Below are 26,375 nucleotides of genomic sequence, written 5' to 3' on the forward strand. Positions count from 1 at the left end.
TATAAGCATTCAATATTGAAAGCTATCGTAAGGGATAAAACACTTCTATATAAATACAATAAAATATATATAAATAATCATTACGATACCCAAAAATTAGGAAGTTTTTTCAGAGGCCATATGCATTTCTGATATTTCTTCTAAGGATTTTCCCTTTGTTTCAGGAGCAAAGGCTATCGATAGTAGAAGTCCTGCCAAACAAGCGATTAATAGAAGATAGAGTTCATATGTCAGCGGTAAAGAAGGAAATACTACCCCGGTCAAAACTCCTGCAGTCCTTCCCAACCCCTGTTTCCAACCTTCTGCTGTTGCCCTGATCCTTGTTGGAAAGAGTTCTGGTGAATAAACCATATGTAGGCTTCCAGGGCCTATACCCTGAAACATTGCAAAGAAGAGGAATGAAATTAGCAAGCCAAATTTGAGCGTATTTGGAAGAAATATCAGCAAGGCCATAGTAATTAACATCCCCGCCCATCCGGCCAACGTCATTTTTCTCCTTCCTGATATGTCTATAAGAAGTATACATATTATATCGCCGATCACAAAGAGAGACCAATAACTGATCGATTCTATTTCGCCCTGAACTCCAAAAGATTTGAGTAGTGCCGGTCCGTAAATGGCTGAATTTACAAAAGCTATAGCGAAGAAGAAATAGAAAAATCCTAAAAATAATGCATTTCTAGTATATTTAGTTAAAAGTTCTTTATAATATCCGGATTTTTCAGGTTCAAACGTAGTTTCTTGTATCATCTTTTTTGTTTCTAGATCCATCTTTGTTTCCGTAACTTTTTCGATAGATTCGATGGCTTCATTTTTCTTGCCATGTATGAGTAACCATCTGGGTGAATCGGGTGTTCTGAGTCTTCCCAATATAGTTATTATTGCAGGAACCGCGGCGGACATGAGCATATACCTCCACGCGACATCTGTTCCTAATGGTAAAAGCGCATAAGCTACGATTGCCGCAAAAATACCAGCTATATTGAAGAAAGTTATATTCATAACTAGGTATTTACCACGAGGTTTAATTGGAGTGAATTCGCTCAGGTACGATGTTGCTATTGGATAATCTAGCCCAATTCCTAATCCAACCAGAAATCTAGCTATAAGTAATTCTGTAGCATTTGCCACAAATCCAGATATAATTGCAAACAGAACAAATAGAATCAGATCTAAGATGAAAATTAATTTCCTTCCAATTTTATCAACAACAGGTCCAGATATAAGAGCCCCCACGAGATTCCCGATGATTACCGAAACGCTTATTAATCCAAGTAGATATTTTGAAGGATGAAATACAGCTGAAATTCCAGCAAGGCCGAAACCAATTATAATTATGTTGTACCCATCGAGGAATATGCCACCACCTGTCAGCAGTAGCATTTTATAGTTAAATGCCTTTGATTTCTGACTATCTATTGGGAAGAAGACTTTTCTTTTAAAATCCTCCCAGCTTAGTCCATTCTTTTCTTTATCGTTGGGATCTACCTTCATATTTACCATCTCTCATTCTTTCATAAATAATAGATATTTAAATTTTTGCTAGATGGAATATTTTAAATAATCTGCATTGTAATTATATTCATAATAATACACATTACCTTGATTTCCGAATATAATCAATTTTTGCAATATAGCTATATTTTAAGATTAAGCAGATAGCTTAATATTTATTACCTTTCAATCATAACCAATATATCATAAAAAATTTTTCACTAGAAAGATTTATTAATAATTAATAGATGTCTAGTTATGACAACAAGAGCATTGGCTCATCTGGAAAAGGATTATGTTGCGGTTGCAACAGATGATCTGAAAAAGGGTGAAAGTGTGGAAATCGCGTTTTTAGATACGGGAAAGAAAGTGAATCTGAAAGTTAATGAGGATGTACCGCTAGGTCATAAGGTTGCTCTCAGGGATTTAAAAAAGGGAGATAACATAATAGAATATGGTGAAGTGATTGGCGCAGCAACGAAAGACATCAAGGCGGGCGATCATGTTCATGTGCATAATATAAAATCTCTGAGGTGGCAGTAATGAGTTCTTTCATGGGTTTTGAAAGAGAAAATGGCAGAGTTGGAACAAGAAATTATGTGCTCGTGATTCCGGTCGACGATCTATCAAACACCGTCGCTACCGCGGTGGAAAGCAATATTTACGGAACTAGGGCAATTCCGCACCCATATGGCAGGCTTCAGTTCGGTGCTGATCTTGATCTGACTTTCAGGACCCTAGCGGGTTACGGAAGGAATCCAAACGTGGCATCGGCCATTGTGGTAGGAATAGAAGACAACTGGACGAACAGAATAGCCGATCAGATCGCAAAGACGGGAAAGCGCGTTGAGGCTTTAAGCATAGAGGGAAGTGGTGATCTTAAGACTATAGAAAAGGCCTCCAGACTTGCTAAGGATCTTGTTCAGGAAGCATCCACCAAGAAGCGGAAAGAATTTGATGTTTCAAATCTAGTGGTCAGCACAAAATGTGGCGAATCGGATACCACATCTGGGCTGGCAAGCAATCCGACTGTGGGTGTGGTGTTCGATAGACTCGTGGATGAGGGAGCCACGGTCATATTCGGAGAAACAAGCGAACTCACCGGCGCCGAAAAATATATAGCGGATCGCATGGCCAATGCACAGCTCAGAGAAAAATTCATGAAGATCTTCAATGACTATCAGGATGTGATCAGATCTCAGGGCGTAGATCTCCTTGGCTCGCAACCAACTGAGGGCAACATAAAAGGCGGTCTGAGTACCATCGAAGAAAAGGCCCTTGGAAATATACAGAAGACGGGCACGAAGAAGATAACCGGTGTGCTGGATTATGCAGAGGAACCTAAGTCCAAGGGGCTGAATTTCATGAATACATCATCCGCCGCCGCCGAGGCAGTTACTCTCTTCGCAGCTTCCGGTGCAGTAGTTCATATGTTCACAACCGGTCAGGGAAATATTGTGGGCAACCATATACTGCCTGTCATAAAGACTACAGCAAACCCAAAGACGGCTATGAACATGAAAGAGCACATAGATCTGGATCTTTCCGGCCTGCTGAAGTTCCAGTACACCCTTAAGGAAGCCGGTGACAAGCTCTACAACCTTCTGCTTGAGACAGCGTCTGGAAAGCTCACTGCAAACGAGATACTGAAGCACTATGAGTTTGCCCTGACTAAGCTGTATATTTCAGCATAATAATTATCTTTTTATTTATAATTAATATATCTCAGATATCATGGAACAAAGTATAACATTATCAAAAAAAATTTATAATTATATTATAGAGGAGATCACTTCTGGGCATCTGAGAATGGGCCAGATAATAGACGAAAACGGTATCATGGAACTTTTTGGTAGCAGCAAGACGCCTATCCGAGAGGCAATACTTTCACTTGAGAACGATGGTATTATAGAGAAGAGGGGAAAATCATACTTTGTCTGCTTCATAGAGCCGGACGAGATAAATCAGATATTCGAGGCAAGGCGCGAGCTTGAGGCCATTGCAGTATACTATGCGGCGAAAAGAATCCAGAAGGCCGAACTCAAACAGTTGAGTGACATTTTAAAAAAGATAAGAAAGTCCACAGACGAGGATGAACCAGCCGATCTGGCCAATCTCAACGGCAAGTTCCATTCCATCATAGCGAGAGCCTCAAGAAACAAGTACATAGAGAACGAAGTCAACCTGCTCAGGTTGAAGCTTCGAATTGTCAGAGTTACCCTATTCACAAGCATAGAGAGGAGAAGCGATGAACTGGCTGAACACAGCGCTATATATGAAGCACTGGCTAATGGAGACGCAGAGAAGGCCAGAACTTTGATGTATAACCATGAAACAGATGTCTGGGAATATGTAAATAAATATATTATACCAAAATTGTATTATTAACTATGGAAAATCAACACCTTTTCATCCTTTAATTCCGGCAGCGGTTCTATTGGCTCTATACCTATTCCATGCCCATGGGTTATTATGGTCTGCGCGCTTATCTTGGCCCTGTAGTTGAAGTATTTTTCCGGTATTGAATTTGGTGGGGTCTCGATCATTGCATTCATCCCGGCCATATTGGCCGCCGCTATGCTGGCAAACACACCGATCCAGCCGTTGTGAGGTCTGCTATGGAAGGAGAGTTTTGCGCCCTTCTCCTTGAGCATATCCAGTATCCTCATCGTGGGCGTGATTCCTCCCACTTTCGTAACGTCAGGCTGGTAATATGTGACGGCCTCAAGATAAAGTGCATTCTGAAACTCATGAAAACTGAAGAAGTTCTCTCCGGCTGCAACTGGCACTATTTTATTTATTTCTCTGAGAGAAAACAGATCATCTGGTGGCCATATGGGTTCCTCAACCCATTTTACCTCATATTTTTGTATCTCATTGGCAAATTGTGTGGCCTCCTTAAGCTTCATTGAGGCGTTCATATCAACCATCAATTCCATGTCATACCCAAATTCTTCCCTGAATCTTCTTACAGCTTCCACAGTATCATTCTTTGTCTGATGAAGCTTTATTCTAGTAAAGCCATCATTGACCATGTTATGGCAGGCACTGATCAGATCATCGAGTCTTGAATATCTGGAGAGGGAAGCGTATCTCGTTATGGACACTTCCTTCTTGCCATGAATATGCCCGAGATACTGTTTCTTCATCTTTGCATACAGATCCCACAGTGCTATGTCTATACCGGAGATCGAACCTACAAGTACACCGTATCCACCAGAAAAGGCAACCTTCCTAAGTGTTTCCCATATTTCCTCAACATCTTCAATACGTCTACCCACAACGTAGTCCCTAAAACGTGAAACGAACGACGCATAGACCCTTGGGGAATTGAATGCTGCTGGTAGGATCTCTCCCCATCCATCAAGATCATCAGTCTTCACCTTGACGAAGAGCTGTCTGCTCCATTCGTCGATCCAGTCTTGGGGAGGGCTTGTGGGAGTAAGCGGAATTCTACTCACTATCGGTATCACATCAATTATTTGCGCATCCATGATATCGAACAAAGTATCAAAGTGTTATATATAAGAATATTTTCATCTTAAAATTTTTGAAGATATACTGATATCGAGTGATACCCTTACAGGCATTTGCTCAAATTGCGCTAATATTCGTATGCCCTAGACAAGATCGGCGATCAATTTTGCAGGATATATGTTCATTATATTTCCGCGCAAGTTTCCGAAGCATGTCGTATTATGTGTATCTTCTGGCCAGATCTGCAACGGTGCTCATAACATAGTCATCAGTTTTAGGGACTTCTCCTATATCTTTGCGAAGATCTATTATGAGTCTGTCCTTTTCAATTGATATGTCGTTATCGCAATCTATGTTAAGTGCGAGCATCCATCCGACCTTTGACATATCGTCTGTTCTGATCATCTTCGGCACCATTATATTGACGTCGGCATAAGATTCATCGTGGGAGATCAGCGCCCTTCCTCTGCTGGATCTTATCAGGAAAGATCCGGTTTCATTTTCGGTTTTATAACGTGATCCGGAACCTCTTGTTATGGCGATCAACTTTGAATTCGTACTATCTTTCTTTGCCGTTGGATCAGAACTTATCGTGTACATATCCCTAATGATGGTCAAACTGCGTGTGAAATTTCTGGTCTCTGCAAGGTTCAAAAGCATCCTTTCAAGATTCAGTTCTGTTCTGCCCTCATTGATCATGACAATTTTGTTCCACATGGGGTCGTTGGCCATTGCGGAAAGAGCAACATTTTTTGCCAGCCCTGGAAACGGCGGATCAACGTATCCCATGGCCAGAAATCTGGATCCATAATTCGGCCACACTACCCTGATATCATGGCCCTTGGGATTAGCCTCAGAGATGAGATGATTGATCTTTATGGATCTTGTGAAGGAGAAGAGATTGATATGCTCCATGGAATTTGACGGAATTACGTCAAGATAGATTGGGTTCCTTCTCATAATTATGCTCCTGACTTCGGCTACGTTCCTTGTTGAGTCATAGCCCATATAACCGGTATATTCTGCGAATGGGCCTTCATCGTATTCTTCTCCCGGTACAAATTTTGCCTCTATCACCATCTCTGCATCCGACGGTACTGGAACGTCATTCCTGTAGCCTCTGAAATAGTCGAAATCGAAGACCCTATGTATGCGCCTGTATTCGTCATCCATGAAGGCCGCGGCTGTGAGGTAATGTATTGGTGGGGCACCTATTATAACGGATATTTCAAGATCAGAACCGTCCTTCAAGCATTTCTGTATGTATGACCAGAGATGTCCGTGGCTTCCAGCGTCAAAAGCATATCTATTCTGTGATATCAACTGAATTCTTGTGAAGCTCAAGTTCACGACATCAGAATCCGAAGGATCCCTTGCCGCAACTATACCGCCGGTTATGTATCTGCCATTACCTGTCTTCGATCCATCGTTGCTGAAATGCTTCAGCACAGGTATTGAATTTAAATCTGGAACATCCTGAATGATCATCTGTCGATCCATAGCTCGATCGATTGAAATATCCATAAGAGGGCCATCATCGACTATCCTGATCCAAGTTTTGAAAAAATCTACCTCGTTTTCTGACCTCAACATCCTGAGTATTCTCTTCTCCGAGGAGAAGACTCCGGTTACGATGGAAAAATCAGGGAAATCAGCAATTTTCTTGAACATAACTATCTTCTCGCCTTCAAGCATGGAGGCGAGCGTTGGTATCTGAAGATCCGTAGAGAGCTGTTCTTCAATATCTATCACATTCCCATTTCTATATTCATCTTCCAGCAGATCCCTGAGATTTTTCCCCTTCATTTCATTCTGCATCGGAATGCACCTCTGAATTCTGCCACCGGTTTCAACTCCCATTTTGCTGGTGTGTGACATTGCGATTGAGGCTGCCTTTATTTGGGATGGATGGAAAGCCTATAACGTATAGAAAATGATCTTCCAGTGAATGATCGTTTTCATTTTCAATCCGGCTCATGAACTCTGCATGCATCTTTGAATACTTCGCCATATTCTCCTTTGAGAGCGATGCAAATGACATTATCATATGATCTCTGTTGATCTCCTCCCGGTAGTTTCTCATATCGTCTTCTGTTGCTATGCTGATCTGCTCCGCTGCAATCGACATCATGGCAGAAGCGGTGGTTAGAAACGATATGAGCAGGTTCCTGAAGCTCTCATCGTCCATGACTGTGATGGCCTTTCGGAGATCTTCCGATTTGACACTGGCGAAGAGCGATTCGTTTATGCTGTAGTATTTTTCAACATAATTCTTCTTCACTTCAGTTTTACTTTGCACGATCACGCCGTCTGATAGCATGTCCTTGATAAGCTGATATAGATTTGACCTGCTTGTCTTTATCACCTTGGATAGATCCGTAACGGTCATAGGGCCGTTCTTAATGATCAGCGATATTATCATCAGCCTGGTTCTGTTGGAGAAATTCTTCAGCAGCAGATCAATATTCCTAGTAATTTCATCCATGGGCATGCATTTTTATATAAGATAAGAATTTACGTATAAGTAATGCCTATATGTATAACCATACATTAGATAAAAGAATGAAGCTGAACTTCCAGCTGACGATTGCAAACGCCTCACTCTCGAGATTCGGGCTTTCTGCCTATAACCTCGTCATCATATGGGTAGTTTTGCGTATAACAGAAAAGCCGGTACTTGCGGGTCTAGCCGATAGCATGATGACATTTCCGCTTATGCTGAGCATCATAGTCGGGGCGGCTGTGGACAGGATGTGGATAAAGAAGGAACTGGCGATAACTGCGGCCCTGGTCAGGATGATGCTGCTCCTGTTGATAATATATTCACTGCATTGGGGTCATAGTATCTATGTGATACTTGCGATTTACACTTCTACTTTCCTGATAGGCTTCACCTCAGATGTGATCGATTCTGTCCGGGCCTCGTGGATGAAGGTATTTTTGAGGGAGGATCAATATAAATCTGGGTCTTCACAGCTGTCTTCTTCGACAATGCTTGCACAGGGTATAGGTTTTGTACTTTCTGGAATCATAATATCTTTGGGCGATTTCAGGTCATTTCTTTGCCTAGCTCTGATATTTGCTGTGGCACTTTTTCCTCTGTTAGGTGTGAAGCATTCCAGGTATGGCGGTAGCGGCTCTATACAGGAATACATCGCCGGCGGCGTAAGACTCATTATAGGTGATGGAAGAATAAGGGAGATCATTCTCATGGGGTTGATAGGAAATTTTCTGATAGGTATGGCTGCGATCATGTTCATATCGCTGATAGAGATTGGATTCGGCCTATCCGCAGTATATGTATCGATGATCTTCGGCGTACTTGTCTTCGGAATTGCTGTGGGTTCATTTTTTGCATCAAAGATCAGCGGTAAGCTTGGTATGATAAGCTTCTCAATATATTCTGTAATAGGTATCTCATTCTTTTCTGTTTCACTTGTACATTCTATCCTTCTGACCATACCTCCTGTTCTTATTGCTGGCCTTGCCATGGGAATAGAAAGCGTAACGGTGAGCACATCGCTGATGCGGATAATACCCAGCGACATGATGGCCAGGATCCAAGGCGCATTCAATACATTTGGAATAGCGGCTACAGCAGTTTCAAGCATAGTCGGCGGCCTGCTCTATCAGTTTGCCGGGAAGATACATTCATTCATGGTCGTGGGAATGGCCATGATCCTGCTTGCTTTACTCATACCGTTCCTGAGGAATTTCTCAAAAATGGTATTCTGACAGACAAACAGAATAATAAGGATCAGACTTCAAATTTACAATTTTTCATTGCAGGACTCCCTGATCCATTTTTCGTATTCCTGGTTTACGCGATCCATCCTGATCGCCACGATCTCAGGCACCTCATAATTATGATTCCGCCTAAGGAACTCCTCAAGTGCGGCCACTCTTTCATCTGATGTCTTGAAAACGCACATCACTTCATCGCTTTCCTCTATCTTTCCATTCCACCGATAGATGGAACTTATCCCATGTATCATACTTACGCAGGCCGCAAATCCTGCTTCCACAGCATTCTTCCCTACATCAGCAGCCTTTTCACGGCTATCAAAGGTTGTGATTACATAAAACGGCATAGGTGCTGATATACCTCAAAGAACTTAACCTTCTCTACTCCTACGATCCGCTGTAAAATACGGGCCCGGTGGGATTTGGACCCACGATTCCCGACTTAGAAGGACGGTGCCTTATCCTAGCTAGGCCACGGGCCCAGTCAGGCTATTCAAAATGCTTATTTATTCTTTTTGAGGAACCGTGTTTTAGATCCGCCAAACCTAAAGAATAATGCAATAACTCCTGAAATATATATGATCGCTCTTCTACCTGAACAGATATATTTATTTTAGATGCGGCACTCCTTTATCATGGCATTGGAAGTTCGCAAAGGCATATCAATAGACCTGACTGATAGGGTTGTTCTGGTGACAGGTTCAAGCTCTGGTTTGGGAGAATCAATTGCAAGATATATGGCACAGGCCGGTGCGAAGGTGGTGGTGCATTACCGCACCGGGAAGGACAGGGCTGAAAAGATCGTTAGCGAAATAAAAGCTGCTGGTGGGAAGGCCATTGCGCTGGGCGGCGATGTATCGAACAAGGAAGAGGTCAGGAATCTGTTTCTCAGCATAGACAAGGCGTTCGGTCCTATCGACATCTTGGTCAATAACGCGGGCATAGACGGGAAGCGCGGCCTTGTCGGCGATGACAACACGGATGATTGGGAAGAGGTCATTGGCGTGAATCTCATGGGCCCATATTACTGTGCAAGGGAAGCATCGAAGAGGATGAAGCCGAGGAAGACCGGTGTTATAATAAATATCACATCTGTGCATGAATATGTACCATGGTCGGGCTATTCTGCTTACTGCAGCGCAAAGGCTGGCTTGTCAATGTTCACGAAAACACTGGCTCAGGAATTATCTGACTTCAATATACGCGTTGTGGCCATAGCGCCAGGTGCCATAAAAACGCCCATAAATAAGGATGTGTGGGGCAATCCGGAATCCCTGAAGGATCTCCTTGACAAGATAGCCATGCCGAGGCTTGGAGAAGTGGACGATATAGGAAGGGTTGCCGTATTCCTCGCAAGCGATCTTGCTTCATACATCACGGGTACTACAGTGCTTGTGGATGGTGGTATGGCACTTTATCCTGACTTCAAGCATGGCGGATAATACCATAAGGTGATCTACTCCTAAGCTAAAGCATCGGATCTTCCTTTCATTGAAGGGACACCTGCCTTTCCGGACATCCATACAAGCCCGAAGTAGCGAACTCCACAGGCGTATATTCGGATCTCAGTGATTTTACACAAGTATCCTGCCAATTGGTTATCGTTGAGGATACAAAAATATTGGAAGACAATTTATGAATATTTTTATTGAGTGAAGTCCGTGTATCTAATGTCCGAAGAGAGCTTTACTACTTCCCCCAACCCCTACTTTCCTATAACCACATTCTCAATAAGCAAGATATCTGGCGGTGTGTTGTGCACGAAGAATGATTTTGGAACCAAGGTTTATTCCAAGATGCTTGCAACAGGCAAAAATAGATCGGATCATATCTTCTGAAATAATATCCTCATCATTTCTCCCTTTATCTCGAACGTTTTCCTGAAGCCATCCAGGTTTATCGCCTGAACCTCATCCATGGTCAGTGCATGTTTGCCGGCAGCCTTGTGAAAGCCCCTTAGATTTGGTCTGTAGTATTCGTATACAGCCACGACGCCCTTTTCATTTGCGTATTTTGCCATGTTCCTTAGGCCGTCCTCCCTGCATTTCCAGTGATGGAACGATATCGACGTGAAAATGAAGTCGTATTTCCTGTCGAACGGTATCGATCTGCTGCTTCCCAGCTGCAGGTTTACCCTCCCATCAAATCTAGAGAGCTTCTTCTTTGCAATGCTTATCATGTAAGGCGAAGGGTCGATGCAGTCTATGCTGATGTTTGGATAATTGGAAGCTATGAAATAATCGGCTGATCCAGTTCCACAGCCAACATCAAGAATAGTGGATGGATTATATTTACCTATATCTTCCACGATGAGCATGTACAGGTCGCGGAGGAAATGGTTCGATATTATACCATAGAAATGAGAAGATAGAAACCCGAATCTTTCCTCTCCTTCCTTGTAAAGATCCATGCATATCCATATCAAAACCTATGCATAAGCTTTTTACCGGTTCTTTTATATGGTTATTGCCAGACTTGGCCGGGGGGTTAGGCGTCCCCTGTACCCGAAGTCTAGATGCGGGGGCGACAGCCCGGTGAGACCACCTGGGTTTCTGCCAGGCCCTGCGGAATCAATGATCTCCTGTCCCTCTGGATCGGAGGCCCATAGGCACGATCTCAAAGGAGAACGCGTCTATGGCCTATCAGGGGAACGCGCCAGGCCCGGAAGGGAGCAACGACACCCTGGACTCTCGATGCTGGAGGGGTGCGGGGGTGAGAGGAAACAGGGGGTACCTGACAGGACGCCCAGACCGAACCGGGTGTGTCTGGCTTCTGATGGACATGAATTCAAAAATAGTGCAGGATCCGGTGTTTGGCCCCATTCGTGCTTCAGGAGCCATACTTGATATAATGGATTCAGCAGATTTCCAGAGATTGCGGTACATAAAGAATCTGGGCCTCTGCTATCTTGTATTTCCCAGCGCCAATCACACAAGATTTGAGCACTCTATGGGCACGTATCACCTTGCGGGCATGTACCTGGATCATCTTGGAATAAGATCTGAGGAGACGCTCGTAGCCGCACTCCTCCATGACGTTGGGCATTTTCCATTCTCACATACTATAGAGGACTTCTACTACAGGAACAGGCATGTGGATCATCTAAATGAGGGCATAAGGATCATAAGAGGCGACAGAGAGAGCGAAATACCATCCATACTCGAAAGATATTCGATAGATGTGAAGGAGGTCGTGAAAATACTTGAGGGAAAGGAAAAGGTTCTTTCCGATATCGTCAGTGGGCCGATAGACGCAGATGAACTTGACTATCTGCGGCGGGACTCATTCTACTGTGGAGTATCCATAGGCTTCGTCAATCCAGCCAGGGTGATCAGCGTATCCGGTCTATATGGCGGCAGGATAGTGGTTGAGGAGAAGGGCCTCTCCGATATAGAGAGCCTCCTCATCTCCAGATTTCTCATGTATCAGGCCGTGTACTTCCACAAGACATGCAGGATAGCCAACAGGATGCTTGAAATGGCTGCCATGCGATCGGAAGCATACGATACCTATGGGCTTAACGATCAGGAATTAACGCATCAGCTGCTCTCCGATCCGAGATCTAGGGGCATCATGGAGAACATACTCAACCGGAGGTTGATGAAGGTTCTGTACAAGGTCAAATACGAAGAGGGGCTAGCTGCGGATATTGAAAGATCGGTATCAGACAGGTTCATAGTTGACGTCATTCCACCGCTTTCATTTAAGGGAAAGGACAGGCTGAAGACACAGGTTGGTGTGCTCATGGATGACAGGATATCGACGGGAGAAGAATCATCTCCGCTGGTAAACGCGCTCAATTCTGCAATCGAAAGGCGATACCTCTACATCTATGGGTATCGGGATGACCAAGAGGATTTAAATCGGGATCTCGCCGGCATCTGATCAAAAATCAAGATACGGGAGCGATGACCTTCAAATTTCAATTTTTATGAAATGGAATCATTAAAATCAGAAGTCCGGATATACAACCATGGACATAGAGGAAGGATTTCTGGATATCAATGGAACAAGGGTATTCCACAGGAGGAAGATCGTTGAAGGAAATAAAAAGAGCATAGCTCTCTTTCATGGATATTCCTTCACATCGATGGATTGGGATAAGGCCGATCTGTTCAACAACTATTCTAAGATAGGCTACAATGTTTACGCTCCGGATTATCCTGGATTCGGCAGATCATCGAATTCGGACAGGTATGGAATTGCTAGGGGCGATCTGAGGCATGCGGCGCAGTTCATACATGACTATCTGAAGGCCAACGGTATCGATCAATCCGTTATTCTGGGTGCTTCGATGGGCGGCGGCATGGTTCTTATGACTGCCCTTCAATATCCAGAGATGGTACAGGGTGTTATAGCCGTTGCGCCAGCGTGGGTCGAGTCCATGAAGCAGGATCTCAGCAAGATAAGGCAGAAGACTCTTCTGGTATGGGGTTCAAAAGATCACGTTGTTCCGATCGCGCTCTCAAAGGAATATGCATCCATCATACCTGCATCAAGGCTGGAAATTGTCGATGGATCTGGGCATCCAGTATACATAGAAAAACCTGCAGAGTTCGTGAAGATAACGACAGATTTCCTGAAGAGCCTTTGATACTCAGACGAACTCGTAATCCACTATTTCCTCAACATTATTTCTTATTGCTCTTGATATGAAGCAGTATTTCTCCGCGAGCTCCATTGCCCTCGGTATCTTCTCCCTATCCTCTTCATTCACGCCTATCTTCACATGTATTCTAATCCTGTGGAACTTGAAGCCCTTCTCTGGAGATGGGCCTAGCTCCGCAGTCACATGGCTATCCCAAGACTTCAGGTTAATGCCCATCCTGTCCTTGAATTCGAGGAACGTGGTCAGCAGGCATGAGGCAAGAACGCCTGGAAAGAGCGTTTCGGGATACAGCTGGCCTTCCGGACCTCCGAATTCTGGAGGAGAATCCACCTCTATCCTTTTACCTCCCATGGATACCTCTGTGCGCCTGTCATCTATCCATGAAACATCGCTTTCGTAGATGTGCATTTCATCCGACATGCATCATGCCCTCCTTGTTGATGATGAGAGAAGATCTAATATCTCTTTTCTTCCGAAGGTTTCTGCGGCTTTCCAGACGTTTTGGCCACCATGGTTCTTAGCGCTGAGGTCGCAGCCAGCCTCAATCAGCATCTTCAGGCATTCCGTTCTTCCGTACTTGGCCGCTAGGATTGCCGGAGAGTCTCCCTCTGCATTCCTGGCGTCTATGTTGGAACCTGAGGATATCAGAAGCCTGGCCATATCCGTATATCCGAAGATTATTGCCCAACAGAGTGGCGTGTTGCCCGAACAGTCCTGAACATCTAGGCCGCATTTCAGGTCTATCAGCTTCTTTGCTGCGTCGATGTGGTTGTTGCGCACAGCCCACATAATCGCGGTGTTTCCCTCAACATCCCTGCAGTCCAGGTTATCATACTTCATGGCGAAGAATTCTACGAGATCGGAACGCCCGTACATGGCGGCAACCATCAGTGCGTTTCTTCCATACTGATCCCTGTAATTCCATATCTCGTCAGCTGCGGCTTCGATGCTGGTTCTGTCACCGCTCTTTATCGTCTGGAAAAATTCTGATTCATCCATCTTAATGAATGATCATAAATGGCAATAAATTTTTGCCTTTCATCCTGCATTGGAATGGAAAACAATTAAAGGTGCTATTCGCTTTACTCAACGTGAAGAGAGGCTATCTGGTTATAGCGCTGTTAGTTATGTCAATGAACTCCCTTTATCAGTACTCATGGAACGTTTTTGAACCAATGATAGCTTCTGGACTTCATACGACCGCCGTCTACGTGGAGGTTGCATTCACGCTCTTCACCGTTTTCTCAACCACGTTTCAGGGTGTTGGCGGATATTTTGCGGACAGGGATGGCCCGGCAAGGGTCGGTGTGATTTCCGCTCTCCTATCCGCCTTCGGCTTCATAGGTGGATCGTTCTCAGGTTCAATATACGAATTCTATGCCGTATGGTCAATCGGCAGCATCGGTGAAGGGATACTTTACGGAATTGCCACGAATCTCGCGGTGAAATGGTACAGCGACATGAGGGGCCTGGCAGTGGGTATTGTTTCCCTCGGATTCGGCGTGGGTTCCAGCGTTGCAAACGTGTTCCTTGTTCATGCCCCGAATTTCAGGCTGCCCATGATGGTCATTGGCCTGATAGAGCTCGTTCTGATGCCGTTGATGCTCTATTTTGCCAAATACCCAAAGGCAAACCTTTCTGGCGGACGACCGAGGCGAAACCTTACAAGTCCGGCGTTCTGGATACTTTACATTTCTTTTGTTTTCGGTTCCATACCTCTCTTGGTCATATCGTCATCATTCGGATATATAGGCAGTCATCTTCCTCCCTATGAATTTTCGATACTTGTATCCCTTTTTCCGCTTCTCAGTGGAATAAGCAGGCCCATACTCGGATGGATGTCCGACAGGATTGGCAGGTCAGCGGCGGTCATGCTCATAGATGCCTTCATAATCGTTGGATCTGCATTTCTCTCATTGAGGCAGTATGTACTAGCGATTGTGCTGATCGGTTTCTTCGGCGGTTCCATGATATCCCTCTATTTCGCTTATGTAGGTGATGTGTTTGGAACCAGGTTTTCAACGGCGAATAACGGTGTGTTTTATACGGGAAAATCCATATCTGGTTTCATTGGCAGCACGATATTTGCACTTATGTTTTCATACGATGTAACACTTTCATACATTTTCGTTCTGATCTCTGCCATTGCGGGTCTTATTTTTCTCATTGCTTCACGCGGAGCCGTCAGGAAGAGCAGATCAATGCAATAGAAAGAGTTCACGTAAAAAAAGTTTAAAATACGCATAGCCCATATTCAAACATGACCATACCTGTCAGCCCCACGCTGGTTTTCATACCCATACCGGAGCTTATAATCCTTTATTCAATATCATTCCCGGTAGCGATCTTCGACATCTACATGTGGTACATGTCCTATTCGAGGAAGGGGATAAACTACAGAGTCATGTGGTCCTATCTGAAGGCAAACTTCCCTAGAATGGTGAAGCAGTTCTTCAGCTATGCGATTTTCCAGAGGAAGCTGGTCAGAAACAGGTATGCCGGAATAATGCATCTATTCATATTTTACGGTTTCGTGATCCTTTTTATCGCCACAGCCCTCATCGCTCTCTCGCATGATATACTCAAGCCGATCATAGGCGTGGGGATACTCTACGGTACGTTTTATCTCATATTCGAAGTGTTCACGCAGATCGGTGGTATAATACTCATAGTTGGCCTGCTTATGGCTATCGTAAGGAGAATAAAGAATTTCGTCCCAATGCACACGACATCCGAGGACTATATACTGCTCTCTGGCATACTGATCCTAGCGCTGGAGGGCTTCTTCCTTGGCGCCCTGAAGATAGCACTGTTCAGGGAGTCTTTCGACGTTTACAGATTCGTGGAGTGGTATCTCAGCTACATGTTCAGATATGGCAGCTTCAGTCCAGCAGGCATAGCGTTATACAGGGATCTCTGGATGATTCATGTTCTTACAGCCTTTCTTGTTGCGCTTTATCTGCCGTACTCAAAGCTGTTCCACTCGCTCCTATCGCCAACCCATGCATCCAAAACAATCGTTCGCGGCAACTCGTATATAGGAACACCGTTCATACTGTCAGAGGTTATGGCCTCTGGAAATTATGAGGTCAAGGTAGGTTCCAAGAATGTGAAGGAGCTCTCTTTAGAATACGTTACTGCGGCCATGGCCTGTACGGACTGCGGCAGATGTGAGAGGGCATGCCCTGCCTATGCGTCCGGTACTGGCCTTGATCCAAGGGCTGTGGTTCAGAACCTGAAGAAGACGGTGGGAACGGACACCGAGATGGTTCCCGTTATACTCACCGAGAATGCTGCATGGTCATGCACCACATGCATGGCGTGCGTTGAGGAATGCCCTGTGCTCATAAGGCCGTATAATTTTGTGACCGAGACGAGGAGGAACCTTGTGATGGAGAACAAGGTGTCCAAGGAGACCACGGCATATCTCACGAACCTTTACAACACGGGAAATCCGCTGGGAAGCTCACCTATGGACAGAGACGATCTCCTTCAGTACGCTGATAAATATTCTGCTGACTGTGACGTATTGTACTGGGTGGGATGCATGGGCGCCTACGATCCCAAAGCCAAAGAGACGGCCATAGCAGTTATGGAACTCATGAAAAAGGCAGGCGTCAAGTTCGGAATACTTGGTTCAGAGGAGAAATGCACGGGCGAAACTGCAAGAAGGATAGGCGAGGAGGGCCTCTTCCAGACTCTTGCCACGTCGAACATTGAGACGTTCAATAGATATGGAGTGAAGAAGATCGTGACTTCATGCCCACACTGTTACAATACGTTCAAGAACGAATATCCTGAATTTGGCCTTAAGGCTGAGGTCGTTCACCACTCCGAATTTCTTGCGCAGCTGATAAGGGATGGAAAGCTGAAGGTGAAGAATTCTGAAGCAATAACGACCTACCACGATCCATGCTATCTTGGGCGTGGCAACGGCGTGTACGATGATCCGAGGTTCATAGTCTCTTCGTCATCCAATCTTGTGGAGATGGAGAAATCGAGAAATTCCAGCTTCTGCTGCGGTGCCGGAGGCGGGAACTACTGGTACAGGGTGGAAAGCGAGAAGGCCATAAGCCACATAAGGTTGGAACAGGCGCTTGAAACAAAGGCATCGAACATCGCTGTGGCCTGTCCTTTCTGCAACGCTATGCTTTCAGATGCCGCAAGAACGATGAATGTCGAGGACAGGGTGCAGGTTAAGGACATTGCAATAATAATACGTGAGAACCTCATAGAGGATGCATCCAAAAAGTCAGAATCATGAGACGCTGGGGATCTGCATTATTGTTTTCTTAAACTTCAAATAACATAGATAAAATGCGTTATTTCTTTGATTCCTAAAAAATCGCACCAAAAGCAGAAGATCTAGATCAGACCGACCTTCTGCAACTCCTTCTTCACCTTGATGACCGCTTGCTCTATCTCGCTTTCCTCTTTGGCCCCTGTGCATACGACCTTTCCGGAACCGAAGAGCAGGAGTACAACCCTCGGCTCCTCAACCCTGTAAACCAGTCCTGGAAACTGCTCAGGCTCGTATTCCACATTTTCAAGGCCTAGGGACATTGCTATATCCGTGAGGTTCAGTTCAGACTCCAGATCATATACTGCCACGATGTTCTGAACTATTATCTCAGGATCGTCATAGACCTCTATATCTGCAGCTTTCAGCTTGTCTATGATTATCCTTATTGTCCTCCTGACGTCCTCTATGTTCTTTGCGCCCGTGCAGTTGACCTTTCCGCTTCTGAATATGAGAACGGCGGTCTTGGGTTCCTGAAGCCTGTAAATAAGTCCTGGAAACTGCTCAGGCTCGTATTCTGATCCATCCAGCGCAAGCGCAATCCTACTCAGATCCAGATGCTCTGCAAGTGATGTCGATGCCACTATATTTTCTATGGTGATCTTCTCTCTTTCACTCATGAGTTATCAGATGGTTTATATTTAAATAGTATTTAAAGGTATGAGGAAAAGAAGATCAAATTCAATAATCTATGTTTAGTGCCTGTTTTGCCTCGTCGCTCATCATCTTTGGGTTCCATGGAGGATCCCAGACAAGCTCTATATCGCATGCCTCGACTCCTGGCAGCTCCTCAACCACGCGCTGCGCCTCGCTCAGTATCCATGGGGTAACGGGGCATGTGGGCGCGGTCATCGTCATCTTCACATACACGCGGTTTCCATTTATCTGTATATCGTAGACGAGCCCCAGGTTGACGACGTCGTAGCCTATCTCCGGATCTGCAACATTCTTGAGTGCTTCAAGAACCTCTTCCTTGGTCACCATTCATAACACCTCACAACTTCACCTCTATCACACACTTGTTGGAACCGCTGCTTATCTTCTCGGTTATTTCGAAGTCGGCGTTCAGGGACTGCACTATGAGTTCCTTTCCGAGTGAATTGCATATGATCCTGTTGTTTGTCTTCGCTAGATCGTAGAATATGCAGTTATGCCTTGATATAATAACCCTGTCACTGTATATGTCGAGCGTTGCGTTGTATCCAAGTATGTTGAGCATCGATACGTATTCCTGGATCTTCTTTATTTTCTCCTCCCTTGGTTTGTCATGCAGGTCTTCGGCAAGCCAGCCGGTATCGGAGATCATTCTAGACGCAATTCTCTCGAGTATCTCGTTCATTCTCTGCGTACCCACAACTCTTTCCGTTTCGTCAAGCAGCAGCTTTGCAAAATCTATGTATCTTTTAGGGAACAGCGATATACCTTTCTCTGTAAGCTTATAATATTTCTTCGGTCTTCCCGCACCGCCGCTCTGAAAATATGATGTCACGTAACCACGCATTTCCAGGTATTCCAGGTGCTCCTTCACAGCGGTTTTATTGATCTTGAGAAGGTTTGAAAGGTCGTCAATGCTCCTATCCTGGACGTTAAGGCTCTCAAGTATGGTCGTCTTCGTTGTGCCCAGGATGTCCTCATATATCATAGATAAGTAATGCGTAATGATTATTTAAATTTAGTCAATTTAGACACAAAAAAGTGTTTAAATAGTATCAAGTTATGATCCCATGATAGCTTATGATACTAGAGATCAAAAACCTTTCAGCATCAGTTGAAGATAAGCCCATTCTGAAGAACGTCAATCTGAAGATAGGGGGCGGTGAAATACACGCGCTTATGGGCCCAAATGGTGCAGGCAAGAGTACACTGGGCAACGTGCTCATAGGCCATCCGGATTACAAGATCACCGGTGGTCAGATAATACTTGACGGAAAAGATATAACGTATGCTACGCCCGAGGAGAGGGCGAGGGCTGGCCTGTTTCTTGCCTTCCAGAGTCCGGTTGCCGTTGAGGGTGTCAGGATTTCCACATTTCTGAGGATAGCCTACAGCCATCTTCATCCAGACGAGAAGATCGTCATCGCGGACTTCAACAGGAGGATCAAGGAGGCCATGAAGACGGTGGGTCTGGACGAGAGCTTCATATCGAGATCCGTAAACGACGGTTTTTCTGGCGGAGAGCGTAAGCGGTTCGAGATACTTCAGATGCTCATCCTGAAACCCAAGATGATAGTGCTGGATGAGATCGATTCCGGACTCGATGTCGATGCCCTCAGGATGGTTGCCGAACAGCTGAAGAAGTACTTCAGCAAGGATGTGGGATATCTTATAATAACGCATTATCAGAGGATACTGAAGGATATTGAGCCGCACTTTGTGCATGTGCTGGTGAACGGCACAATCGCCATGGACGGTGATAGAACGCTATCCGATAAGATTGAGGAGAATGGTTATGACTGGTTGAAGGAGGTGGCATAAATGGAGTCAACGTATGTTAATAAGGATGAGGAGATAGACAGACTCATAAATGATCTTAAATCAAATGGAGCTCTGGACTACGGTTTCCATGACAATATCAACCCTGTTTATTCTACAGGAAAGGGGCTGAGCAGGCAGGTTATTGAGGAGATATCCGAAATAAAGAAGGAGCCGGACTGGATGAGACGCATAAGGCTGCATGCTTACGAGATATTCATGTCGAAGCCTGTCCCCACATGGGGGCCGGATCTGTCCGGCATAGACTGGGAGAACATGACCTACTACAGCAGTCCGGACGAGGTTAAGGCTACAAACTGGGACGAGGTGCCGAAGGAGATAAAGGACACCTTTGAGAAGCTGGGCGTACCAGAGATGGAGAGGAAATATCTCGCTGGTTCGATAGCGCAGTACGACAGCGAAGGTATATACAACAGCCTCAAGAAGGAATGGGAGGATAAGGGTGTCGTCTTCATGGATCTGGATTCAGCGCTCAAGCGGTATCCTGATCTGGTGAAGGAGTATTTCGCAAAGGCAGTCCCTCCCAGCGATAACAAGTTTGCTGCACTCAACGTGGCGGTGTGGAGCGGCGGTGCATTTCTATACGTCCCAAGGGGTGTACATGTCGACATGCCGCTTCAGACCTATTTCAGGATAAACGGCGAGGCCACAGGCCAGTTTGAGCACACCATAGTGGTAGCAGACGAAGGTTCAAGCGTTCATTACCTCGAGGGCTGCACAGCGCCTGTATATTCAAAGGATTCGTTGCATGCTGCAATCGTAGAATACTACGTTATGAAGAATGCCCATGGACGATACACCAGTGTGCAGAACTGGTCAAACAGTGTTTACAACATGCCAACGAAGCGTGCCTGGGTTGAGGAAAACGGAAACATGGAATGGGTTGGAGGATCGCTCGGATCCAAGGTCACGATGATATATCCATCATCATACCTGAGGGGCAGGAACGCCACCACATCCAACCTCAATATAGCACTGGCCGGCCCAGGAACTGTAAAGGACACGGGAGCAAAGGCTATACATATGGCCCCCAACACGAGCTCAAAGATAATAGCCAAGAGCGTATCGCTTGGCGACGGCAAGTCAATCTATCGCGGGCTGGTCAGAATCAACAAGGACGCTGTCAACGCAAAGAGCCACGTGCAGTGCGATGCACTCCTTATCAATGATGAATCTGTGTCGTACACGATGCCGCACGATGAGATATATGAGCCAACGGCAAACTTCACGCATGAGGCAACGGTCGGAAAGATCGGCACAGAGGAGCTCACGTACCTGAGATCCAGGGGACTCTCTGAGGATGAGGCGAGCTCACTGATAGTGCTGGGTTTCCTGGACGACGTGATGAAGGAGATCCCGATGGAGTTTGCTGTGGAAATGAACAGGCTTGTAAAACTTGAAATGAGCAAGATGGGTGCTGTGGGATGATCGAGCAGATAAGGGACATGATAAACGAGAGGGGCTATGACCGTCTCCATGAATACAGGCAGGAGAATTTCATACAGTTCATGAAGACGCCACCTCAGACCTGGAAGGAAAGCCCTACCAGGATGAGGTACGTTGAATTCACCGATGAGTACGTTGAAAAGATGGTCCTCGGCAGGCAGGAGGAAGGCAACGGCGATTACAGAAAGGGTAGCGAAGACGTGGCCATAGTTAATGGTCATGTGTATGTCTACAACGGTAAAGGCCTCATCGTATCATCTATGAGGGAAGCCGAAGAGAAGCATGCCTCGATACTGTATGATTATGCCGGAAAGGAATACGTTTACGATCGGTATGAATTTCTCATAAACGCAGGCTTCCATGACGGCCTCTTCATCTATGTTCCCAAGGGCATGTCAGTTTCAATCGATATTGAGGATTATGCGTCTTCAACCTCATCCTTCGCTGAGAAGAACATGATAGTGGTCGATGAGGGATCACATCTGAAGATATTCCGGAAGATATCCGGCAGCGGCACGGGGAATGGATATCAGGGAGACAACACATATATCTTCCTTGGAAAGAATTCAACGATCGAATACAATCAGGTGCAGGACAGGCCAAAGACTGTGATAGGCCTGCAGTTCATAAGGACGTTCATGGATGATTACTCATCTGCGAAGATATACCATGCCGAGAATGGATACGACAGATCCATAATAGTCACAGAATCGTATCAGTATGGAAACAGCACAAACTACCAGGTGAGAGGTGTCAGCTTCACAAGGTCGCTCCAGCAGATGGATCTGAGGGACAACACGATACAGATCGGTACGCATACGGTTGCGGACATATACATAAGGGGAATAGTCAGGGATAGGAGCCTCACTATGCAGCGCGGGAATATAGACATCAGAGAGATGGCAAGGCATGCAGAGGGCTACTACGACACGAGGATACTCCTCCTGTCAAAGGAGGCCTTTGCAAATACAAAGCCGGCGCTTCTTATCAACAACAACGATGTGAGATCGAAGCATGCGTCCGCGATAAGCAACATCGATGATCAGTCACTATTCTATCTCAGATCCAGGGGAATCGATGAGGAGACGGCAAAGAACATGATAGTAGAGGGTTTCACGGAGCACGTCGTGGAAGGATCAGACGAAAGGATAAAGGAGGCAGTAGTGAGGTTTTCCGGCCTCTGAATCAATCCTTCCTCCTTGATATTTCATTTATCATTTTCCACTGTTCTTCCGTAAGGTTTTCCAGATGGTTGAACTGGCCAGCGCCTTTAAGCCATTCGCCTCCGTCTATCGTTATGATCGATCCGTTCAGATATTCGGCATTATCGGATACCAGGAAGGCAGCCAGATCAGCGATCTCGTCCATCCTGCCGACCCTCCTGAGCGGCACTCTTTCTATGATGCGGCTTTCTATCTCTGGTATTGGAAACAGGTTCTTCCTTGTGGCTTCAGTGGGGAAGGGCCCAGGCGCTATGGCAACATGCCTTATGCCGTATTTTGCCCATTCCACGGCCAGAGATCTAACTACTGCAAGCACACCAGCCTTTGCTGCCGCAGACGGCACCACATATCCGGACCCGGTCCATGCATAGGTAGTCACTATGTCAAGAACGACTCCGCGATGTCCTGTGCTGATCCAGCGTTTGCCAAGATCGAGCGTCATGTATATGGTTCCGTGCAGCACTATGCCAAGCACTGCATCGAAGGCATGCGGCGACAGCTTTTCAGTTGGTGAGATGAAATTGCCGGCTGCATTGTTAACGAGGATATCTATGTGCCCGAAGTGATCCATGAAATGATCGATGGTCTCAGCGACCTTTGCAGGGTCACGAACATCACAGGCGTGGTAGTCTGCATCGATCCCTGCATCCCTGAATTTGGACACAGCTTCTGATAGAACATTCTCTCTGCGGCCGCATATGGCTACGGCGGCGCCTAACTCACCGTACCTCATGCCTATATTGAAGCCAATTCCAGTGCCGCCACCAGTTATGACGGCAACCTTTCCCTTCAAAAGATCATTCCTGAACATCGCGTGAAGATGCTTAAAACCATAATAATCTTATAGAAATACAGCGAAAAATATTACTGTATCAATTTGAATTCTTTAGAATGTACCATTACTGTTTAAAGAGTTCAGTGAAAGAATCGGGAAAGTATTTCGTCCTCTCGATCAGCTCATCCATGGATATCCTCACCTGAGATGTACTGTCCCTTTCCCTTATGGTCACAGTGCCATCCTCCTTCGACTGATAATCTACGGTCACGCAGTAAGGGGTGCCGATCTCATCCTGTCTTGCATATCTTCGGCCTATGTTTCCGCCGTCATCATAGAATATGAAGGGATCCACAGCCTTGATCCTATCGAACAGATCTCTGGCGATCCTGTCAAGATTATCCTTCTTCTGCAGGGGAAATACGGCAAGATGCACTGGGGCTATGTGCGGTTCAAGCCTGAGAACCTTGTATCCATTATCACGTTTATAGTATGAGGAGTCCATGATGGTTAGGAGTATGCGATCCACACCGTAGGAAGGCTCTATCACCTTTGGTGTCTTGCCATCGATCTGGAGGTTTTCGCCGGAGAACTGCTGGTGCCTTCCAAGATCGTAAGTGCCTCTGTCTGATACGCCAACTATCTCTATCCAGTCTCCGTCCAGGAGATATTCGAAGTCCCAAGTCTCCGATGAATAGTGTGCCCTCTCACCCGGATCATGTTCTCTTGCCCTTATCCGATCCTGCTTGAATCCAAGCTTCAGAAGTATGTCGTAGGTCTTGTTGAGGAAGTAGGCCATCACTCTGTTTCCTATGATGCCGGATCTCAGAGCGTCTGAGACCTTCATCTTCTGCAATTCCCCGGTATTCCTAAGCAGGCTCAGATCCGCATATGAGTCTGGAACTGGGAAATCATCCCCATTAAGATAGAAAACCTCCACCTCAGCCTGAGAAAACTCCCTCATCCTTATCAGGGCCTGCCTTGGAGATATCTCATTCCTGAAGCCCTTACCAACTTGGCACACTATTATGGGCATTGAGTTTCTGGCGTAATTGTAAATATTCTTGAAGTTGATGAATATACCCTGCGCTGTTTCAGGCCTAAGATAAAGATCGTTCGTGCCTATGCGGAACATGAGATTGAAATCATAGGGGTTTTTGAGCCTTTCTCCGCATTTGGGGCATTTCACATCGTATTTTTCCAAAATGGCCGAAGCTTCCTCTACGGTCTTCGCTATCTCTGTTATGCCGAGGCCTTTCAGAAGGCTTTCCAGCTTGTACGGTGTGCCGCATTTGGGGCATTTCACCGCGATGTCAGAGAACTTCTCCAGATGGCCAGAAGCCCTGAACACGTCCGCAGGGGATATTACGGGAGTATCCAGGAATACCGCCCCTTCCCTAGCGTACTCCTTCTTCCATAGATTTATTATATTGTCTTTGAGTAACGTACCAAGCGGTCCATAATCATAGAAACCGGAAGATCCGCCGTATATCATGAAAGACGGCCAGAAGAACCCTCTCCTCTTTGCAAGTTCAACAACATCGTCGAAGCTCATTGAAACACACCAAGCATTTCAATATCGTACAGCATGCCATATATGCCGTGAGAATCATCCAGCACCGGAAGCTGGTTGTAGTTGTACTTTATCATGAGTTCTGCTGCCGTGGACAGCCTGTCGTTTGCGTACACGACCGTTGGATTCTTCACCATTATTTCCTCTGCCGATATCTTGGGCAGCTTTATGTCTGCGCGCTCCACAACATACTTGAATACATTGCGCAGGCCTGTCCATGACCAAGGATCTTCATCGTCCGCTATCCCCATCTCGCTCAGTATAGAGTCAAATTTCAGGTCAATCCTGTCGAATATATCTCTGTCCACAAGTAGGCCAAGAAAAGATCCATCGTCATTTATCACAGGGAAGGAGAATATCCCCGAAACGTTCATCACGGTGAGTATGGCCGGCAGTGGTGTCTTGTACCAGATAGGTACGCTGGTTTCCTTCATGACCTCCTTCACCTTAACGTTTCCATAATTTTCCTTTATCGTCTTCATGAAGTTCTGTGGTGTCAGTATGCCCTTGACATGGTTCTCCCTGTCGATTACTGTCAGATGCCTCTTCTTCTGTGCCAGCATCTCCAGAGCTGCAGTTCTGACCTCATCATCCTCATACACTGCCTTTGATCTCCTCATGACCATGGCGGTCTGGGTCTCTCTAGGGTTTGCAAATATATCTCTCCTACTGACAAATCCAACGTAATAGCCATTCTGATCCGTTATAGGCACTCCTGTGACATTGTATTTGATCAGTACCTTTATTACTTCATTGATGGAACTTGGAACGTGATATGTTATTGGGTCTGGTGTCATTATATCGGCTACTTTCATGATGGCGGTGCATTGTTAATTTGGATAAAATTGTTTTCATAGGGGCAACCGACAGGATATCATTTGAGCCAATCATGAGCTGAATCATAGCATATTCCCGTTCAGCTATTCATAACGTTCATCATGCATGCTGTCGCAGTTCTCCAATGTATGGAAACTTTGCTACAATCCATTTTGGAATGCATCTTACTTAGGTTATGTTCTATACGTATACATATTCAGAACGTGTCAGAGCTGCGAAACGATATAAAATTACCTGATAATTGGGAGATCGTATGTTGGAATGTAAGGGCCATGCTTATAATCCGTAATTCTAATAACTATTTATACAAATACTGTATTATATTATTAACTATGAAGGCAAATGAGGTATTAAATCTGCTACGAATATCATGAAAGACGCTTCATGTATACGCCTCAACGGGG

General features: G+C 45.5%; 27 protein-coding genes, 1 tRNA gene and 1 other RNA gene. 14 read left to right on the forward strand and 15 right to left on the reverse strand.

Annotation, left to right across the window (positions count from 1 at the left end):
- Window positions 1–96: 96 nt before the first annotated feature.
- Complete coding sequence (locus DMB44_RS00905; protein ID WP_237265208.1) at window positions 97–1,503, reverse strand: MFS transporter; 1,407 nt, start codon at window positions 1,501–1,503, stop codon at window positions 97–99.
- A gap of 249 nt (window positions 1,504–1,752) precedes the next feature.
- Here DMB44_RS00905 and DMB44_RS00910 point away from each other — a divergent pair, with 249 nt between their 5' ends.
- Genes DMB44_RS00910 through DMB44_RS00920 form a run of 3 tightly spaced genes read left to right on the forward strand, consistent with a single transcriptional unit; the run spans window position 1,753 to window position 3,882 of the window.
- The gene (locus DMB44_RS00910; protein WP_110640187.1) at window positions 1,753–2,037 is read left to right on the forward strand and encodes a UxaA family hydrolase; all 285 of its coding nucleotides are present in this window, start codon (window positions 1,753–1,755) and stop codon (window positions 2,035–2,037) included.
- Window positions 2,037–3,188 carry a UxaA family hydrolase gene (locus DMB44_RS00915; RefSeq protein ID WP_110640188.1) on the forward strand — a complete coding sequence of 384 codons (1,152 nt, stop codon included), beginning with the start codon at window positions 2,037–2,039 and terminating at the stop codon, window positions 3,186–3,188. The genes DMB44_RS00910 and DMB44_RS00915 overlap by 1 nt, the downstream gene beginning before the upstream one ends.
- A 40-nt stretch (window positions 3,189–3,228) precedes the next feature.
- Window positions 3,229–3,882 carry a GntR family transcriptional regulator gene (locus DMB44_RS00920; RefSeq protein ID WP_110640189.1) on the forward strand — a complete coding sequence of 218 codons (654 nt, stop codon included), beginning with the start codon at window positions 3,229–3,231 and terminating at the stop codon, window positions 3,880–3,882.
- Here the strand turns inward: DMB44_RS00920 and DMB44_RS00925 are convergent.
- From DMB44_RS00925 to DMB44_RS00935, 3 genes are all read right to left on the reverse strand, one after another.
- On the reverse strand, window positions 3,879–4,988 hold the full coding sequence (locus tag DMB44_RS00925) for a mandelate racemase/muconate lactonizing enzyme family protein (protein WP_110640190.1): 1,110 nt from the start codon (window positions 4,986–4,988) through the stop codon (window positions 3,879–3,881). The genes DMB44_RS00920 and DMB44_RS00925 overlap by 4 nt on opposite strands.
- A 202-nt stretch (window positions 4,989–5,190) precedes the next feature.
- A complete protein-coding gene (locus DMB44_RS00930) occupies window positions 5,191–6,789 on the reverse strand; it encodes a UbiD family decarboxylase (RefSeq protein ID WP_161952071.1) in 1,599 nt (532 codons plus the stop codon).
- 31 nt (window positions 6,790–6,820) lie between these two features.
- Window positions 6,821–7,456 (reverse strand): winged helix-turn-helix domain-containing protein, encoded by a 636-nt coding sequence (locus tag DMB44_RS00935; protein WP_110640207.1) that lies wholly within the window; start codon window positions 7,454–7,456, stop codon window positions 6,821–6,823.
- Window positions 7,457–7,533: 77 nt separating this feature from the next.
- Here DMB44_RS00935 and DMB44_RS00940 point away from each other — a divergent pair, with 77 nt between their 5' ends.
- Window positions 7,534–8,706, forward strand: coding sequence for an MFS transporter (locus DMB44_RS00940; protein WP_237265209.1), 1,173 nt, complete (start codon window positions 7,534–7,536; stop codon window positions 8,704–8,706).
- A 35-nt stretch (window positions 8,707–8,741) separates the two neighbouring features.
- On the opposite strand, the gene cutA is transcribed toward DMB44_RS00940, so the two are convergent.
- Together cutA and DMB44_RS00950 are read right to left on the reverse strand one after the other, a co-directional pair.
- Window positions 8,742–9,062 (reverse strand): divalent-cation tolerance protein CutA, encoded by a 321-nt coding sequence (cutA, locus tag DMB44_RS00945; protein ID WP_110640193.1) that lies wholly within the window; start codon window positions 9,060–9,062, stop codon window positions 8,742–8,744.
- 60 nt (window positions 9,063–9,122) lie between these two features.
- Window positions 9,123–9,197 (reverse strand) — tRNA-Arg (locus DMB44_RS00950).
- Window positions 9,198–9,350: 153 nt separating this feature from the next.
- Between DMB44_RS00950 and DMB44_RS00955 the strand changes: the two genes are divergently transcribed.
- Together DMB44_RS00955 and DMB44_RS09215 are read left to right on the forward strand one after the other, a co-directional pair.
- Window positions 9,351–10,157 carry an SDR family oxidoreductase gene (locus DMB44_RS00955; RefSeq protein ID WP_110640194.1) on the forward strand — a complete coding sequence of 269 codons (807 nt, stop codon included), beginning with the start codon at window positions 9,351–9,353 and terminating at the stop codon, window positions 10,155–10,157.
- Between the two features lie 228 nt (window positions 10,158–10,385).
- Window positions 10,386–10,553 carry a hypothetical protein gene (locus DMB44_RS09215; RefSeq protein WP_153280099.1) on the forward strand — a complete coding sequence of 56 codons (168 nt, stop codon included), beginning with the start codon at window positions 10,386–10,388 and terminating at the stop codon, window positions 10,551–10,553.
- On the opposite strand, the gene DMB44_RS00960 is transcribed toward DMB44_RS09215, so the two are convergent.
- Complete coding sequence (locus DMB44_RS00960; protein WP_110640195.1) at window positions 10,541–11,125, reverse strand: class I SAM-dependent methyltransferase; 585 nt, start codon at window positions 11,123–11,125, stop codon at window positions 10,541–10,543. The two genes, DMB44_RS09215 and DMB44_RS00960, sit on opposite strands and share 13 nt — an antisense overlap.
- 57 nt (window positions 11,126–11,182) lie before the next feature.
- On the opposite strand from DMB44_RS00960, the gene ffs reads away from it, so the two are divergent.
- The 3 genes from ffs (at window position 11,183) to DMB44_RS00975 (ending at window position 13,309) form a co-directional block, all read left to right on the forward strand.
- Window positions 11,183–11,486: signal recognition particle sRNA (gene ffs / locus DMB44_RS00965), an RNA gene on the forward strand.
- 4 nt (window positions 11,487–11,490) lie between these two features.
- Window positions 11,491–12,600: an HD domain-containing protein gene (locus DMB44_RS00970; protein WP_237265210.1), complete on the forward strand. Its 1,110-nt coding sequence runs from the start codon at window positions 11,491–11,493 to the stop codon at window positions 12,598–12,600.
- An 88-nt stretch (window positions 12,601–12,688) separates the two neighbouring features.
- Entirely contained in the window at window positions 12,689–13,309 is a 621-nt protein-coding gene (locus tag DMB44_RS00975; protein ID WP_110640196.1) for an alpha/beta fold hydrolase, read from the forward strand.
- A gap of 3 nt (window positions 13,310–13,312) precedes the next feature.
- On the opposite strand, the gene DMB44_RS00980 is transcribed toward DMB44_RS00975, so the two are convergent.
- Both DMB44_RS00980 and DMB44_RS00985 read right to left on the reverse strand, forming a co-directional pair.
- Complete coding sequence (locus DMB44_RS00980; protein WP_237265211.1) at window positions 13,313–13,744, reverse strand: OsmC family protein; 432 nt, start codon at window positions 13,742–13,744, stop codon at window positions 13,313–13,315.
- A gap of 3 nt (window positions 13,745–13,747) precedes the next feature.
- Window positions 13,748–14,323 carry an ankyrin repeat domain-containing protein gene (locus DMB44_RS00985; RefSeq protein WP_110640197.1) on the reverse strand — a complete coding sequence of 192 codons (576 nt, stop codon included), beginning with the start codon at window positions 14,321–14,323 and terminating at the stop codon, window positions 13,748–13,750.
- Window positions 14,324–14,415: 92 nt separating this feature from the next.
- Between DMB44_RS00985 and DMB44_RS00990 the strand changes: the two genes are divergently transcribed.
- Window positions 14,416–15,534 (forward strand): OFA family MFS transporter, encoded by a 1,119-nt coding sequence (locus tag DMB44_RS00990; protein WP_110640210.1) that lies wholly within the window; start codon window positions 14,416–14,418, stop codon window positions 15,532–15,534.
- 50 nt (window positions 15,535–15,584) lie between these two features.
- Complete coding sequence (locus tag DMB44_RS00995) at window positions 15,585–17,588, forward strand: heterodisulfide reductase-related iron-sulfur binding cluster (protein ID WP_110640198.1); 2,004 nt, start codon at window positions 15,585–15,587, stop codon at window positions 17,586–17,588.
- A gap of 101 nt (window positions 17,589–17,689) precedes the next feature.
- On the opposite strand, the gene DMB44_RS01000 is transcribed toward DMB44_RS00995, so the two are convergent.
- The 3 genes from DMB44_RS01000 to DMB44_RS01010 form a co-directional block, all read right to left on the reverse strand.
- Entirely contained in the window at window positions 17,690–18,244 is a 555-nt protein-coding gene (locus DMB44_RS01000; RefSeq protein WP_110640199.1) for a TATA-box-binding protein, read from the reverse strand.
- Window positions 18,245–18,305: 61 nt separating this feature from the next.
- Window positions 18,306–18,608: a metal-sulfur cluster assembly factor gene (locus DMB44_RS01005; protein ID WP_110640200.1), complete on the reverse strand. Its 303-nt coding sequence runs from the start codon at window positions 18,606–18,608 to the stop codon at window positions 18,306–18,308.
- Between the two features lie 10 nt (window positions 18,609–18,618).
- A complete protein-coding gene (locus DMB44_RS01010; RefSeq protein ID WP_110640201.1) occupies window positions 18,619–19,266 on the reverse strand; it encodes a metalloregulator ArsR/SmtB family transcription factor in 648 nt (215 codons plus the stop codon).
- A 92-nt stretch (window positions 19,267–19,358) separates the two neighbouring features.
- On the opposite strand from DMB44_RS01010, the gene sufC reads away from it, so the two are divergent.
- The 3 genes from sufC to sufD are packed head-to-tail and all read left to right on the forward strand — an operon-like array spanning window position 19,359 to window position 22,747.
- Complete coding sequence (gene sufC, locus DMB44_RS01015) at window positions 19,359–20,099, forward strand: Fe-S cluster assembly ATPase SufC (RefSeq protein WP_110640202.1); 741 nt, start codon at window positions 19,359–19,361, stop codon at window positions 20,097–20,099.
- On the forward strand, window positions 20,100–21,545 hold the full coding sequence (sufB, locus tag DMB44_RS01020) for a Fe-S cluster assembly protein SufB (protein WP_110640203.1): 1,446 nt from the start codon (window positions 20,100–20,102) through the stop codon (window positions 21,543–21,545).
- The gene (gene sufD, locus DMB44_RS01025) at window positions 21,542–22,747 is read left to right on the forward strand and encodes a Fe-S cluster assembly protein SufD (protein ID WP_237265212.1); all 1,206 of its coding nucleotides are present in this window, start codon (window positions 21,542–21,544) and stop codon (window positions 22,745–22,747) included. Before sufB ends, sufD begins: the two co-directional genes overlap by 4 nt.
- A gap of 1 nt (window position 22,748) precedes the next feature.
- On the opposite strand, the gene DMB44_RS01030 is transcribed toward sufD, so the two are convergent.
- The 3 genes from DMB44_RS01030 to DMB44_RS01040 all read right to left on the reverse strand — a co-directional run bounded on the left by DMB44_RS01030 (window position 22,749) and on the right by DMB44_RS01040 (window position 25,949).
- Window positions 22,749–23,597, reverse strand: coding sequence for an SDR family oxidoreductase (locus tag DMB44_RS01030; protein WP_110640204.1), 849 nt, complete (start codon window positions 23,595–23,597; stop codon window positions 22,749–22,751).
- 88 nt (window positions 23,598–23,685) lie between these two features.
- Window positions 23,686–25,116 carry a glycine--tRNA ligase gene (locus tag DMB44_RS01035; protein WP_110640205.1) on the reverse strand — a complete coding sequence of 477 codons (1,431 nt, stop codon included), beginning with the start codon at window positions 25,114–25,116 and terminating at the stop codon, window positions 23,686–23,688.
- Window positions 25,113–25,949 carry a CBS domain-containing protein gene (locus DMB44_RS01040; RefSeq protein ID WP_110640206.1) on the reverse strand — a complete coding sequence of 279 codons (837 nt, stop codon included), beginning with the start codon at window positions 25,947–25,949 and terminating at the stop codon, window positions 25,113–25,115. The genes DMB44_RS01035 and DMB44_RS01040 overlap by 4 nt, the downstream gene beginning before the upstream one ends.
- Window positions 25,950–26,375: the final 426 nt, after the last annotated feature.

The organism is Thermoplasma sp. Kam2015, from assembly GCF_003205235.1.
Lineage (GTDB): Archaea > Thermoplasmatota > Thermoplasmata > Thermoplasmatales > Thermoplasmataceae > Thermoplasma.

What these genes read in the sequence shown, in the direction of transcription:
- DMB44_RS00925 (WP_110640190.1), bottom strand. Translation starts at nt 4,988, where the DNA reads ATGGATGCGCAAATAATTGATGTGATACCGATAGTGAGTAGAATTCCG.
- DMB44_RS00910 (WP_110640187.1), top strand. Translation starts at nt 1,753, where the DNA reads ATGACAACAAGAGCATTGGCTCATCTGGAAAAGGATTATGTTGCGGTT.
- DMB44_RS00970 (WP_237265210.1), top strand. Translation starts at nt 11,491, where the DNA reads ATGGACATGAATTCAAAAATAGTGCAGGATCCGGTGTTTGGCCCCATT.
- DMB44_RS00940 (WP_237265209.1), top strand. Translation starts at nt 7,534, where the DNA reads ATGAAGCTGAACTTCCAGCTGACGATTGCAAACGCCTCACTCTCGAGA.
- DMB44_RS00920 (WP_110640189.1), top strand. Translation starts at nt 3,229, where the DNA reads ATGGAACAAAGTATAACATTATCAAAAAAAATTTATAATTATATTATA.
- DMB44_RS01030 (WP_110640204.1), bottom strand. Translation starts at nt 23,597, where the DNA reads ATGTTCAGGAATGATCTTTTGAAGGGAAAGGTTGCCGTCATAACTGGT.
- sufD (WP_237265212.1), top strand. Translation starts at nt 21,542, where the DNA reads ATGATCGAGCAGATAAGGGACATGATAAACGAGAGGGGCTATGACCGT.
- DMB44_RS01005 (WP_110640200.1), bottom strand. Translation starts at nt 18,608, where the DNA reads ATGGTGACCAAGGAAGAGGTTCTTGAAGCACTCAAGAATGTTGCAGAT.
- DMB44_RS00975 (WP_110640196.1), top strand. Translation starts at nt 12,689, where the DNA reads ATGGACATAGAGGAAGGATTTCTGGATATCAATGGAACAAGGGTATTC.
- DMB44_RS00955 (WP_110640194.1), top strand. Translation starts at nt 9,351, where the DNA reads ATGGCATTGGAAGTTCGCAAAGGCATATCAATAGACCTGACTGATAGG.
- sufB (WP_110640203.1), top strand. Translation starts at nt 20,100, where the DNA reads ATGGAGTCAACGTATGTTAATAAGGATGAGGAGATAGACAGACTCATA.
- DMB44_RS09215 (WP_153280099.1), top strand. Translation starts at nt 10,386, where the DNA reads ATGTCCGAAGAGAGCTTTACTACTTCCCCCAACCCCTACTTTCCTATA.
- DMB44_RS01000 (WP_110640199.1), bottom strand. Translation starts at nt 18,244, where the DNA reads ATGAGTGAAAGAGAGAAGATCACCATAGAAAATATAGTGGCATCGACA.
- DMB44_RS00915 (WP_110640188.1), top strand. Translation starts at nt 2,037, where the DNA reads ATGAGTTCTTTCATGGGTTTTGAAAGAGAAAATGGCAGAGTTGGAACA.
- DMB44_RS00930 (WP_161952071.1), bottom strand. Translation starts at nt 6,789, where the DNA reads ATGCAGAATGAAATGAAGGGGAAAAATCTCAGGGATCTGCTGGAAGAT.
- DMB44_RS01010 (WP_110640201.1), bottom strand. Translation starts at nt 19,266, where the DNA reads ATGATATATGAGGACATCCTGGGCACAACGAAGACGACCATACTTGAG.
- DMB44_RS00905 (WP_237265208.1), bottom strand. Translation starts at nt 1,503, where the DNA reads ATGGTAAATATGAAGGTAGATCCCAACGATAAAGAAAAGAATGGACTA.
- DMB44_RS00995 (WP_110640198.1), top strand. Translation starts at nt 15,585, where the DNA reads ATGACCATACCTGTCAGCCCCACGCTGGTTTTCATACCCATACCGGAG.
- cutA (WP_110640193.1), bottom strand. Translation starts at nt 9,062, where the DNA reads ATGCCGTTTTATGTAATCACAACCTTTGATAGCCGTGAAAAGGCTGCT.
- DMB44_RS01040 (WP_110640206.1), bottom strand. Translation starts at nt 25,949, where the DNA reads ATGAAAGTAGCCGATATAATGACACCAGACCCAATAACATATCACGTT.
- DMB44_RS00985 (WP_110640197.1), bottom strand. Translation starts at nt 14,323, where the DNA reads ATGGATGAATCAGAATTTTTCCAGACGATAAAGAGCGGTGACAGAACC.
- DMB44_RS00960 (WP_110640195.1), bottom strand. Translation starts at nt 11,125, where the DNA reads ATGGATCTTTACAAGGAAGGAGAGGAAAGATTCGGGTTTCTATCTTCT.
- sufC (WP_110640202.1), top strand. Translation starts at nt 19,359, where the DNA reads ATGATACTAGAGATCAAAAACCTTTCAGCATCAGTTGAAGATAAGCCC.
- DMB44_RS00980 (WP_237265211.1), bottom strand. Translation starts at nt 13,744, where the DNA reads ATGTCGGATGAAATGCACATCTACGAAAGCGATGTTTCATGGATAGAT.
- DMB44_RS01035 (WP_110640205.1), bottom strand. Translation starts at nt 25,116, where the DNA reads ATGAGCTTCGACGATGTTGTTGAACTTGCAAAGAGGAGAGGGTTCTTC.
- DMB44_RS00935 (WP_110640207.1), bottom strand. Translation starts at nt 7,456, where the DNA reads ATGGATGAAATTACTAGGAATATTGATCTGCTGCTGAAGAATTTCTCC.